11 protein-coding genes are annotated in these 11,685 nt (G+C 62.2%); all 11 read right to left on the reverse strand.

Annotation, left to right across the window (positions count from 1 at the left end):
- Window positions 1-346: 346 nt before the first annotated feature.
- A complete protein-coding gene (locus tag ACWIZX_RS07825; RefSeq protein WP_448335369.1) occupies window positions 347-2,026 on the reverse strand; it encodes a glycosyltransferase in 1,680 nt (559 codons plus the stop codon).
- 16 nt (window positions 2,027-2,042) lie between these two features.
- Window positions 2,043-2,741 carry a VTT domain-containing protein gene (locus ACWIZX_RS07830; protein WP_322793161.1) on the reverse strand — a complete coding sequence of 233 codons (699 nt, stop codon included), beginning with the start codon at window positions 2,739-2,741 and terminating at the stop codon, window positions 2,043-2,045.
- A gap of 179 nt (window positions 2,742-2,920) precedes the next feature.
- Window positions 2,921-3,358 carry a type II 3-dehydroquinate dehydratase gene (aroQ, locus tag ACWIZX_RS07835; protein WP_322793162.1) on the reverse strand — a complete coding sequence of 146 codons (438 nt, stop codon included), beginning with the start codon at window positions 3,356-3,358 and terminating at the stop codon, window positions 2,921-2,923.
- Window positions 3,355-4,926: a 3-dehydroquinate synthase gene (aroB, locus tag ACWIZX_RS07840; RefSeq protein ID WP_322793163.1), complete on the reverse strand. Its 1,572-nt coding sequence runs from the start codon at window positions 4,924-4,926 to the stop codon at window positions 3,355-3,357. Before aroB ends, aroQ begins: the two co-directional genes overlap by 4 nt.
- Window positions 4,923-6,107, reverse strand: coding sequence for a chorismate synthase (gene aroC, locus ACWIZX_RS07845; RefSeq protein ID WP_448335370.1), 1,185 nt, complete (start codon window positions 6,105-6,107; stop codon window positions 4,923-4,925). Before aroC ends, aroB begins: the two co-directional genes overlap by 4 nt.
- Window positions 6,104-7,018: a shikimate dehydrogenase gene (aroE, locus tag ACWIZX_RS07850; RefSeq protein WP_448335371.1), complete on the reverse strand. Its 915-nt coding sequence runs from the start codon at window positions 7,016-7,018 to the stop codon at window positions 6,104-6,106. Before aroE ends, aroC begins: the two co-directional genes overlap by 4 nt.
- Window positions 7,015-8,349: a 3-phosphoshikimate 1-carboxyvinyltransferase gene (aroA, locus tag ACWIZX_RS07855; protein ID WP_448335372.1), complete on the reverse strand. Its 1,335-nt coding sequence runs from the start codon at window positions 8,347-8,349 to the stop codon at window positions 7,015-7,017. Before aroA ends, aroE begins: the two co-directional genes overlap by 4 nt.
- Window positions 8,346-9,230 carry a prephenate dehydrogenase gene (locus ACWIZX_RS07860; protein ID WP_448335373.1) on the reverse strand — a complete coding sequence of 295 codons (885 nt, stop codon included), beginning with the start codon at window positions 9,228-9,230 and terminating at the stop codon, window positions 8,346-8,348. Before ACWIZX_RS07860 ends, aroA begins: the two co-directional genes overlap by 4 nt.
- Entirely contained in the window at window positions 9,208-10,281 is a 1,074-nt protein-coding gene (gene aroF, locus ACWIZX_RS07865) for a 3-deoxy-7-phosphoheptulonate synthase (protein ID WP_448335374.1), read from the reverse strand. Before aroF ends, ACWIZX_RS07860 begins: the two co-directional genes overlap by 23 nt.
- Window positions 10,282-10,297: 16 nt before the next feature.
- The gene (gene aroH, locus ACWIZX_RS07870) at window positions 10,298-10,666 is read right to left on the reverse strand and encodes a chorismate mutase (RefSeq protein ID WP_322792237.1); all 369 of its coding nucleotides are present in this window, start codon (window positions 10,664-10,666) and stop codon (window positions 10,298-10,300) included.
- 252 nt (window positions 10,667-10,918) lie between these two features.
- Window positions 10,919-11,685, reverse strand: a 767-nt coding sequence (locus tag ACWIZX_RS07875) for an HD-GYP domain-containing protein (RefSeq protein WP_448335375.1), incomplete at its 5' end; no start/stop codon positions are given.

Here is an 11,685-nt window from a genome sequence, read left to right on the forward strand (position 1 = left end):
AAGCGGCCGGGGACAACCTTCCGCATGGGATTTGTATGGGTAGTGAGGGAGACTCCTCACTTCGTTCGGAGTGACATTAATTCTTGTTTGTGTCGCTGCGCTCGGAGGGACACTGCTTGACAAGGTGAATAAAAAGATCGATCGCCAGGACGCAAAGGTTTCTTTTTCACCTCTCTGCGCCTTTGGGTTGAACAGCGTCGCATCCGCAAGCGGCTAAGGCGATAACAATAGTCTGTCCTTTTGGGCGAGTACTGTGTTCGATCAAAAGGATAATTCCCCATTCGTTGTTTGAATGGCTTATCCCAAACGAACGTTTTTAAACAGCCCTTTTCGCCTTCTATCCCGCTCACGGGGCAATGGGGATCACCTGTATTTCAATGGACTGCCACTTTTCGCGCATCTCCTGATACCACTGGTTGATCTCTTTTTCTTCGATTTCAAAAATGTCCACCGTTTCCGGCGGGATACCCAGTTCTTCCAGCCAGCGGCGGATACGCTCCCGGGGGTTGAAGGTGTCTTGCATCTCACTTGAAGGCGCACCGGCTTGCTCCGGCGTGTTTGACTTTTCCGGCTGCAGGAGGACAAACTTTACCGCTTCGCCCTTTTCCAGCAGCGCCTGAATCAGGCCGCCGTTTGCGTAGAGGCTGTTTTCGTCTTTAATGGTCAGGATGATCAAACGGCGCAGGCTTTCCAGGGTGATGGGCGGTAAGGTTTCCACACCCCCCTGAGCCGAAGCCGTTAGCGGCGCAGAAGCATACAACAGCGAGAACAGCACAAACAAAATCCCTGCCAGCATCATCAGCGGACGGAATGCCGGACGGCGCTGTGCTGACCGGCCAGCGCGTTGAGCCGCGCTTTGCGGGTGGGTGTAGCGGTACAGCTGTTCATAGCGTTGCAGGGTGTTTTCCAGGCGGTGCTGTCCGGCGCGCCGCCGGCTGATCTGTCCCATTTCCGCCCAGCGGGCGCGGTTTTCCAGCAGCCAGCGTATCCCTTCGGCAGCCGATTGCGGATTTTGGGGCTGGAAAAGATAACCATTTTGCAGGTGGCTGACCAGTTCCGGTAAGGCCGAAGCATTGGCTGCCAGCACCGGTTTACCGCACGCCATGGCCTCCAGCGTGGCAATACTGAACGATTCGGCATCGCCGGGCATCAGGAATAGATCGGCAGCCGAAATTAAAGCGGGCAGGTTCTCGTGGGGAACGTTTCCCAGCAGATGAACGCGCTGTTCCACCCCGCACTTTCGAATCAGGCGCTTGATCTGCGGCAGGCAGGCTCCATTTCCGGCAATCGCCAGATGAAACTGCTCGTCTTGCAGGGCTGCCAGCCCTTCAATCAATACATCTACCCGTTTTTCCGCGTCCACCCGCCCCACATACAGCCCAATCACCCGGTCGGCTGGCAGACCGAAGTTCTCCAGAATTTTGCGGCGGTCAATGGCGGATGGGGAAGTAAATTCATTCAATCGGATGCCGCAGGAAACTGGGCGGGCCGGCTGGCGGACGCCATGCGCTGCCAGCATTTGGGCTGAACTGCGCGATGGAACGCTGACGGCATCCGCCCGGTTGAGATGATGCGCCACGAACCGCCAGCCAATGGCTTCCACAGCGCGTTTGAAAGGCAGAGGCAGGCGGGCAAAGTACGGTGCGCTGATTTCCGGGCCGGGGTGATGGGTGGCAATCGCCGGGATGCCGCGCCGCCTGGCCTCACCTACGGCGCTCTGGCAAAAGGGAGAGGGGTCTTGAACGTGCACCACATCCGGACAAATCTGATCGAATAAACGCTGCAAAAGCCGCCGGTAACCCACAGCCAGCCGCAAGTCTTTGTGAATGAAGCTCAATCGAACAGCCGGCAGACCAATGATCTTCAGATTCCCGTCGGCTGTTTGAGTAAAGCGAAAACCCGTGCCGGGGCGCACGACCCAAACCTGATGCCCGCGTGCGGCCAGCCCCTGCGCCAGATTGGCGGTGAAAATGGCCTGCCCGTTCAACTCCGGCAGATAGGTGGTCGTACACAACATAACCCGCATATTCTTCTTTCTCCTGCTACTCGACTTTTTCGAGCATGGCACTCACATCTTTGCGGCTGAGCAGATGACGCACGTAAAATGATGCCGCCAGCAAAAACAGGAGGGTAGCCGCAAAGGCCGCATACCGCAGCCCTTGCTGGACGCGTAACAAACTGGAGGCCATGGTATAACCGATGGCTACCATGACCAGACTGGTCAGCAAATTGGTCACAAAAATGATGGGAAACCATTTGCGCAGCGGGACGCGTGCCAGGCCGGTGGCGATCAGCACCGGCACAATTAAGCCGTTGGTGAGTTTGGCGAAGATCAGCAGTTTGACGGCCTGGCGGTGAATGACCTGCCGGAACAGGTCGAGTTTTTCGGCATTTACACCAAACCAGCCGCGCCGGCGCAGCAGCCAGTCAATTTTACCGATATAACCCAATCCATACCACAGCGTATCGGCAATCAAATTCCCCAGCGTTGCGGCAATGAACACCGGCAGCGGATTGAGAAAACCGGCCGAAGAAGCCCCGGCTGCCAGCAGAATCGACACCGGGCCTTCTACCATCACCAGCAGCGTGATGACTGCGTACAGCCACAGGTGCGCCGAACTGGCGCTGCCGCTGCTCAAGGCTGCCCAAAAATTCTGCCCAAAACCGAGTAATTGCTCAACCATAATAATCGTTCGTCCGAAATCAATCTGCACCAAATCATCATTTTGATTAAACCACATCCAGCCATTCTGACAAGGGGCGGAATTTTGGGGTAATCCTATTTTTAGCCGTCAACACCTGCCAGACTGCAGAAGGTTGGAATTAACCCAATGGCGCAAAGACGCAGAGAAGGCAAAAAGGAATCGTTAGCGTCTTGGCGTCAAATCTCTTTTTTCACCCTTATCCCGCTTGAGGATTTTCATTCTGCCAGCAGGTTTGCCAGCGCCAGCAGCCCCAGCCAGTACGAACGCCAGCCAAAACCGGCAATCGTCCCGCGGCAGACCGGCGCGAGCAGCGAAACATGCCGAAAATCCTCGCGCGCTGCCGGGTTGGAAAGATGCACCTCGATGACCGGAATGGAAACGGCCGCTACCGCATCGCGCAGCGCTACCGAGGTGTGCGTATAGCCGGCGGGATTAAAAACCACCCCCTCGACCGTCCGCCGGGCGGTGTGCAGCGCGTCAATCAGTTCTCCCTCATGGTTGGACTGAAAGCAGGATACCTCCAGATTCCACTCGCGGCCGGCCTCGATCAACCGCCGGTTGATCTCATCCAGCGTCAGGCTGCCGTACACCTGCGGCTCACGTTCTCCCAACAGGTTGAGATTTGGCCCGTGCAGCACCAGTACTTTTTTCATCCAATCACCTCCCGCAGCGCTTCTTCGGCAGGGACGATGACGCCGTGCAGCACCTGCCCGGCACGGTGCGGCAGGCTGAAGCGCAATTGTCCGTCCCGCCGTTTTTTGTCCACCGTCAGACCGGCGCGGATTTGCTCGGCGCTCAGGCCGGCGGGGGGATCAACGGGCAGCCCCCACCTGCTGAGAATGGCAGCCAGCCGCCCGCTCAACCCTCTTTCGGCAATTCCCAGCCGTTCGGCGAGGCGCGTTTCGGCCACCATGCCGATGGCTACGGCTTCGCCGTGGCGCAGGCGGTAACCGCTGGATTTTTCCAGCGCGTGGCCGAGGGTATGCCCAAAATTCAGCACCTCGCGCAGACCCTGCTCGTAGGGGTCGGCTTCGATGACGCGCACCTTGACGGCCGCAGCGCGCCGCACCAGCCATTCCCAGCCGCCGCTCCACGCTTGCGCGCCGTCCGCGCAGGCATCCAGCAAAGCCGGGTCGCCGATCACAGCATGTTTGATGACCTCCGCCATGCCGCTGCGCACTTCGCCGATGGGTAAAGTGGAAAGAACCAGCGGGTCGGCCAGCACCAGCCGCGGCGGGTGAAACGCCCCCACCAGGTTTTTTCCCTGCGGCAGGTCAACACCGGTCTTGCCGCCGATGGAGGCATCCACCATTGCCAGCAGGGTGGTCGGCAGGTTGACCCAGTCAACCCCGCGCAAAAAAGCCGCGGCGGCAAAGCCGCTCATATCCCCAACCACACCGCCGCCCAGTGCCACCACTAGGCTGCCGCGCTCCAGCCCGCCTTCCACGAATTGCGCCCATAAATCGGCCGTCGTTTGCAGGGTCTTGTGGGCTTCACCCGCCGGCACAACGCAGCGCCGCACCCGCCAGCCGGCAGCGGTGAGCGGCTTTTCCACCTTCTCGGCGTACAATCGGGCGGTGTTGCTGTCACAAACCAGCGCAGCGGTTCGGCTGCGCCCAATTTCATTCAAATGATCGGCTGCCAATTCCAGAATGCCGTTGTGTACCATCATCCGGTAAGGCCTCTCCATTCCGCGAATGGGAAAAATACCCAGCGCGCAGAGGGCTTCCCCGCCGGTTTCATCCAGAGTGCGTCCATCGGTTGGCAGGCGGGTTTCAAACGAGGCGTAATGCTCGCGGCGCGCTTCCAGCAAGGCTGAAAGGCGTGCCTGCCAGCCATCCTCGCCTTTGAGCAGGGGGCGGGTCTGGCTGGCTTCACCCAGCCGTTCGAGCAGGGTTTGCAGGCCGGCCGTCAGGCAGAGCACCGTGCCGCAGCGTTCTGCCAGCTGGCGGTTGTCCCCGTCCAGCAAGGCGCCCCCGCCCAGCGCAGCCACCCCCGGCGGCAGAGTCAACAATTCTTTCAGCGCAGATTTTTCACGCTGCCGAAAACCGCTTTCGCCCTCTTCCTGAAAAATTTGCGGGATGGTGCGCCCGTTGACCTGTTGAATACGTTCATCCAGATCGTAAAAAGGCAGTTCCAGCCGGGCGGCCAGCCACCTGCCCAGTGTGGTCTTGCCCACGCCCGGCGGGCCGTAGAGAAGAATCCAACCCGGCCGGTTCATTCGGTTTCCTCCCCGCGCCAGAAAACGGGATCATCCTGACGCAGGTGCACATCACTCAGGCGCGCCCGCGGCAGTGCGGCGAAGCGCGGCAGCATCTCCGCCAGCGAATCGCCGCCCAGTTTTTCCAGCAGCGCATCGGCCAGCACGTAGGCCAGCATGGCTTCCACAATGACCACCGCGCGCGGCACCGGGCAAAAGTCGGAGCGCTCGTAGCGCGTTTCCACCGCCACGCCCTCGGCCAGGTCCACCGAACGCTGCGGGTTCAGGGTGGTGGCAATCGGCTTCATCGCCGCGCGGATGAGAATCGGCTGACCGGTGGTGATGCCGCCCTCCAAACCGCCGCTGTTGATCCCCGCTCGTTGCAGATCGCCGCCTGCCAGCAGGATGGGGTCATGCACGAGCGTGCCGGGGCGGGTGGTGTTCTCAAAGGCCGGCCCGATTTCCACCCCCTTGATGGCCGGGATGCTCATCACCGCTGCGGCAAGGCGCGCGTCCAGCCGCCGTTCCCAGTGGACGTAAGAACCCAGTCCGGGCGGGACGCCCAGCGCCACCGCCTCAATCACCCCGCCGAGGGTGTCTTTTTGCTGCATAATCTCACGAATGCGCGCCTGCATCGCCTGCGCGGCTGGTTCATCCGGGCAGGCTACTTCACTGGTCAGCGCGTGCCGAATGCGCTCTTCCAGCGGCAGGTCCTGCAAATCGGCGCGGATTTCGCCAATCGAAGCCACATAACCGCCGATGCGGATGCCGAACTGCGCCAGCAGGTGGCGGCAAACCGCTCCCGCGGCGACCCGCGCCGCCGTTTCGCGCGCCGAGGCGCGTTCCAGCGCCGGGCGCAGGTCGTCGTAACCGTACTTCAACACGCCGCTTAAATCGGCGTGACCGGGGCGCGGAATGGTAAAGCGGCGGATGGGCTTGCCTTTCCAGCGCGAATGATCGCGGTTTTCGATGAATACCGCCAGCGGCGCGCCGGTGGTTTTTCCGTCCATCACCCCGCCCAGAATTTGGGCGCGGTCCTGTTCGATTTTCATGCGCGGGCCGGCCCCGTAGCCGTGCTGACGGCGGGCCAGGTCCTGATTGATGATTTCTTCGTCCAGCGGCAGCCCGGCCGGTAAGCCCTCCAGAATCAGGGTCAAACCCGGTCCGTGTGATTCACCGGCGGTCAGTAACTGTAATCTCATCCTTGTTCTCCTTGCGGGGTGGTATGCGGCTGGCGCAGCGCCGCCCATAAAGCCTCGGCCGGCGGGATGATTCCCGTCCAGCAGGCAAACGCCAGCCGGGCCTGCTCCACCAGCATACCCAGCCCGTTGGCGGCCGGCAGTCCCTGCTGAACGGCGCGGCGCAGCAGTACGGTTTCGGCCGGGTTGTACACCAGATCGTATACCACCGCCTTGCCCGGCAGCGGCAGATCATCGGGATAGGGGCATTCATCGGTGAAGGGGGACATGCCAACCGGCGTGGCGTTGATTACGGCGTTTGCAGAACGGCAGCGCGCCAGCGAGGCCGCCTCCAGAGGGATGGCTGTAATGCGGCCGGGCAGGCGCAGGGCTTTCAGGTCGCGGGCAACCTGCTTGCTCTGTTCGGCGCGGCGTGCCGCCAGAATCACCCGCCAGCCGCGGCTGAGCAGCGCGTAAGCGACGGCACGCGCTGCCCCGCCCCCGCCCAGCACCAGCGCGGCCCCCGCTTGACGGCCGCCGTTCGCCTGCCAGAGCCGCTCAAAATCGGTCCAGAAGCCCTGCACGTCCGTATTTTCGCCGATCAAACAGCTGCCATCGGCGTAAAGGGTATTGACCGCCCCCACAGCCCGCGCCGTGGGGGTCAATTCGTCCAGATAAGCCAGCACATTCTGCTTGTGGGGGATGGTCACATTCAAGCCGTGCAGGCGCAGCGCCGGCGGGGCACGCAAGCCCTCGACCAGAGCGCGCAGCTGCCCCTCGCCCTCCGGCAGAGGCGGAACAGCATACAGGCGGTATTCGCCCTGCAGTCCGGCGCTTTGCAGCGCGGCGCGCTGCAGGCGCGGCGAAAGGCTGTGACCCAGCCGCCCGCCGATCAGCCCCAGCCGCCAGTACGCGGTACGCTCAACATCGTTCATCCGCCGTTTTCAGCCTCCATGCGGATTTTTCCGCCCAGCCCTTGCAGGGTTTCGGCAAAGTTCGGGTAGGATTCTGCCATAATTTCTGCTCCCTGCACAGTGACCGGCTGATCGGCTGCCAGCCCGGCGACGGCAGCCGCCATCGCAATACGGTGGTCGCCTTCCGCCTGAACGGAGGCTCCGCCCCGCAGCCCTCCCTGACCGTAAACCGTGAACCCGTCGGGCTGTTCCTCCACTTTTGCGCCCAGCGCGCTCAGCAGGCTGCACAAGGCGCGGATGCGGTCGGATTCTTTGTGGCGCAGTTCATCGGCCTCGCGGACGCGGGTAATTCCCGTGGCAAAGGCCGCCGCCACAGCAAAGACGGGGAACTCGTCAATCATGGCGGTGACCCGCTCGCCGTGAATTTCGATGCCCCGCAGATCGGCATGGGCGGCAACAACATCCCCAACCGGTTCGCCGCCCTGCTCGCCGCGCGGGATGACCTCGATTCGGCCGCCCATCTCTCGCAGGGCTTCCAGCAGGCCGATCCGTCCGGGGTTGAGCCCCACGCCCGGCAGGGTGATGCGCGAACCCGGCGTGATGCTGGCGGCTACCAGCCAGAAGGCCGCCGCCGAAGTATCCCCGGGGATGGTCAGATGGAAAGGCGGCAGAGCGGCGGGGTGCGGGTGGATGGTTACTCCCCAGCCGTCTTCCAGCGGGCGGCTTTCGATCTCCACCCCCAGCGCGCCCAACAAGCGTTCGCTGTGATCGCGCGAGCGGTGCGGTTCGATGACCGTGACCGCGCCTTCGGCAGCCAGCCCGGCCAGCAGCAGGCAGGATTTCACCTGCGCGCTGGCAACCGCCAGACGGTGGGTGGTGGCGCGCAGTGGCTTACCGGCCGGCCGTTGAGAAAGGGTCAGCGGGGCGTGTTCGCCATCCGCCGAATCAATCGCCGCCCCCATTGCGCGCAGCGGTTGGAGGATGCGCCCCATCGGGCGGCGGCGCAGACCGGCGGAGCCATCCAGCACGGCGGCTGTGTTGCGGGCGGCCAGCGCCCCCGCCAGTAAACGCAGGGTGGTGGCCGAATTGCCGCAGTTCAGTGCCGCTGAGGGATTGCGCCAGGGCTGCCCCTGGACGGTCAGCGTTTCGCCGTCCAGATGCCACGCCACCCCTACCTGTTGGAGAGCGTTCAGCAATGCCCGCGTGACGCCCGAATCCAGAAAATGCTCGATGCGGCTTTCCCCTTCCGCCATGGCAGCCAGCAGAGCGGCGCGGTGCGAGATGGATTTGTCGCCCGGCAGGTTGACCTCGCCGCGCAGGGGATGGCCGGGAAAGACGGTCAGACGGCTCATGCTTTCTCCTCCGCTGAAGGGCGGGTCAGTTGCATCCGCCGGCGGGCGGCTTGTTCCAGTTCGGCGGCCAGGGCGGGGTAATCTTCAGATTGCAGCAGGTGGCTCAGGTAGGCGATCTCCCTTTGTAAGCGAACCAGGCCGGGCAGCAGATTGGCGCGGTTGTAACGCAAAATGTCCAGCATGATCGAAAGCGGGGTTTCTGCCAGCCGGGTGGTGGAGCGAAAACCCGGCCCGACCAGTGCGGCGGCCTGCGGAGGGGTAATGCTTGCCAGCGCAACCGCCGTCAGGTAGGGCAGGTGGCTGGTGGCGGCCACCATTGCATCGTGCTCGTCAGCCTCCAGCCAGACCGGGTGCGCGCCGACTGCGCCGACCAGCTCTTCCGCCAGCCGGCGCGCCGCCGGGCTGGTGCGCGCCAGAGGGGTGAGTGCGAACGGCGCCCCGCGGTACAGACCGGCCTCGGCTTCGGACAGCGAAGAACGTTCCTTACCGCACATCGGATGCCCACCCAGCGGGTCGAATTGCGGCGGCAGGTCGGCCATTTTCTCCACCACCGCGCTTTTGGTCGAACCCAGATCCAGCACCACCGCCGGCCCCGGGTGCAGGCCGGGCAGGTCATCCAGCAGGCGCAAAATCGCCGAAAGAGGGGTTGCCAGAATGATCAGACCGGCCTGCGGAAGGACTACTTCAGGCAGCGTACTGACCCGATCGGCCAGTCCCATTCTGGCGGCCTGCTCGACCACGGCCGGGTTGTGATCCATGCCCAGCAGTCCGGCGCACCGTCCGCGCAGCGCCAGCGCCAGCGAACCGCCCATCAGCCCCAGCCCGACAATGGCAACCGTCTGCTGTGCCAGTGGGCGATTAAAACTGGGGTCTTCGGCCATTATCGCGCTCTTGGGGGAAAGATTCGCCCAGCGGCGGGGCTACCGTGCGCCCGACCGCTTCGGCTATGGCGCGCACCTGCCGCACCAGTTCGGCAAAGCGTTCCGGTTTGAGTGACTGGCTGCCGTCCGAGAGGGCTTCTTCCGGGTGGGGATGGACCTCGATGATCAAACCATCGGCCCCGGCGGCAACGGCGGCGCGCGCCACCGGCGTGACAAACTGCCACAATCCCGTGCTGTGACTGGGGTCGAGCATGACCGGCAGGTGGGTGAGCGATTTCAACACCGGCACGGCGTTGATATCGGTGGTGTTGCGCGTTGCGGTTTCAAAGGTGCGGATGCCGCGTTCGCACAAAATCACCTGACGGTTGCCGTGCGAGAGGATGTACTCGGCGGCCATCAGCAGCTCCTCGACGGTGGCGCTCATGCCGCGTTTGAGCAGGGCCGGTTTGCGGGTTTCGCCAATGGCGTGCAGCAGGGCAAAGTTCTGCATGTTGCGCGCCCCAATTTGCAGCACATCGGCGGCTTCGCTGACCTGCTGCACCTGTTCGGTGGCCAGCACCTCGGTCACAACCGGCAGACCGGTGGCTGCCCGCGCCTCAGCCAGCAGTTCCAGCCCTTCGCTGCCCAGTCCCTGAAAAGAATAGGGGGAGGTGCGCGGCTTATACGCCCCGCCACGCAGCGCGTGCGCCCCCGCTTCGCGCACGGCATGGGCAATTTCCAGAATCTGGCTGCGGCTTTCCACCGAACACGGGCCGGCAATCAGCAGCACAGCACTGCCGCCCACCTCCCGCTCGCCGATTTTGACCCGCGTATCCTGGTCGCTGAATTCGCGCGAGGCCAGTTTGTAGGGTCGTAAAATCGGCAGCACGCGGTCCACCCCTTCCAGCAGCATGAACTGGTCTTTGGAAACGGCGCGGTCATCTCCGATGGCGCCGATCACCACCCGTTCGGCGCCCTGAGAGAGGTGAACGCTCAACCCCTGACTGCGCACGCGCGCAACCACATTTTCGACTTGTTGCGGTGTAGCATCCTTTTGCATAACGATTAACATTCAGACCTCCTTTGGCTTATGAATCGGATAAATCCGGGCGCAGGCCGGCCGCCTCTCCCAGATAAACATGACGAATGGCAGATGAGGGTAAATTGCAGTTCCAGTGAATCAGCACGCGGATGCAGCGCGGCAGGGCGCCGGGGACGGGGATTTCCTGGGCGCACATCAACGGCGTTTCACCCCAGCCCAGTTGACGGGCGGCCTCCGCCGGAAAGGCCGAACTCAAATCCGGCGTCACGGTGAAGAAGATGCTGGCGGCATCCGCCGGTTGAAAGGCCGGATTGGCTTGAGCAATGGCCTGCAGCAGGCGGCGGGTGGCTGCCAGAATGGCTTCGGGCTGATCATTTTCTACCGTAATCGCTCCGCGGATACCGCGTACAACCATTGTTTCACCTCCGATGAGGAAAATAAAAAGGCGGCGCCGGTTGCGCCGCCTCAGGTATGGATGAGTCCCGTTTCCCTTTAAGCGTTACGCCCGGCAAGCCGTGCAGCGTTGCCGTAAAAGTAATAGGCGTAAAACCAGGGGGAAAAGCGCATAGGATTCAGGATAATGTCAGAGATTATGCAATAGTCTATCTTAATTGGGGGGTTCGAGTCAAGAGGTTTTTTTTGGAATTTGTTTAGGATTTTTTGTTTCCTAAATCTTCAACGAACCCGTGCCGTACAATCTCAAAAAGGCTTCGGCTACCTGTGGATCAAAGTGCCTGCCGGCCTGATCCTGGATGTACTTCAGCGCGTCGCGGATACTCCATGCCGGGCGGTAAGGGCGGTCGGAGGTCAGGGCATCGAAGACATCCACCACGGCAAAGATGCGCGCCGCCAGTGGAATTTCCTCACCTTTCAAGCCGCGCGGGTAGCCCGTCCCGTCCCATTTTTCGTGATGGCAGTAGGGGATCTCGATGGCCGGACGCAGGTATTCGATGGGGTAGAGCATCTGGTAGGCGTAAATGGGGTGCAGGCGCATCAGCGCCCATTCTTCGTCGCTCAGCGCCCCGGTTTTTTGCAAAATCGCATCCGGCACACCCAATTTACCGATGTCATGCAGCAGCGCGCCGCGCCGCATGTGAATCAAATCTTCTTCGCGGACGCCCATCTGGCGCGCCAGCCGCAGGGTCAGGTCGGTTACCCGCAGCGTGTGATTTTCGGTTTCTTCATCGCGCAAATCCATGGCGCGTGACCAGCCCTCGATGGTGGCTTCGTAGGCGGCCTGCAGCTCGCGGTTGGAGCGCTGCACGGCTTCAAAATTTTGAATGCTCTGGATGGCAATCGCCGCCTGATTGGCAAAAATTTGCAGGCTGTTGAGCCATTCATCGCCGGGCTGAAACTCGCGCCGCGCAAACATCTCCATGACGCCCATCAATTGTCCCTTGGCAATCAGCGGCGCAACCGCCTGAAAATGAAACC

The sequence above is a fragment of the Bellilinea sp. genome, from assembly GCF_053501535.1.

Excerpts from the sequence above, each read along its gene's own strand:
- ACWIZX_RS07825 (WP_448335369.1), bottom strand. The coding sequence starts at position 2,026 with ATGCGGGTTATGTTGTGTACGACCACCTATCTGCCGGAGTTGAACGGG.
- ACWIZX_RS07830 (WP_322793161.1), bottom strand. The coding sequence starts at position 2,741 with ATGTGGTTTAATCAAAATGATGATTTGGTGCAGATTGATTTCGGACGA.
- aroQ (WP_322793162.1), bottom strand. The coding sequence starts at position 3,358 with ATGAAAAAAGTACTGGTGCTGCACGGGCCAAATCTCAACCTGTTGGGA.
- aroB (WP_322793163.1), bottom strand. The coding sequence starts at position 4,926 with ATGAACCGGCCGGGTTGGATTCTTCTCTACGGCCCGCCGGGCGTGGGC.
- aroC (WP_448335370.1), bottom strand. The coding sequence starts at position 6,107 with ATGAGATTACAGTTACTGACCGCCGGTGAATCACACGGACCGGGTTTG.
- aroE (WP_448335371.1), bottom strand. The coding sequence starts at position 7,018 with ATGAACGATGTTGAGCGTACCGCGTACTGGCGGCTGGGGCTGATCGGC.
- aroA (WP_448335372.1), bottom strand. The coding sequence starts at position 8,349 with ATGAGCCGTCTGACCGTCTTTCCCGGCCATCCCCTGCGCGGCGAGGTC.
- ACWIZX_RS07860 (WP_448335373.1), bottom strand. The coding sequence starts at position 9,230 with ATGGCCGAAGACCCCAGTTTTAATCGCCCACTGGCACAGCAGACGGTT.
- aroF (WP_448335374.1), bottom strand. The coding sequence starts at position 10,281 with ATGTTAATCGTTATGCAAAAGGATGCTACACCGCAACAAGTCGAAAAT.
- aroH (WP_322792237.1), bottom strand. The coding sequence starts at position 10,666 with ATGGTTGTACGCGGTATCCGCGGAGCGATTACGGTAGAAAATGATCAG.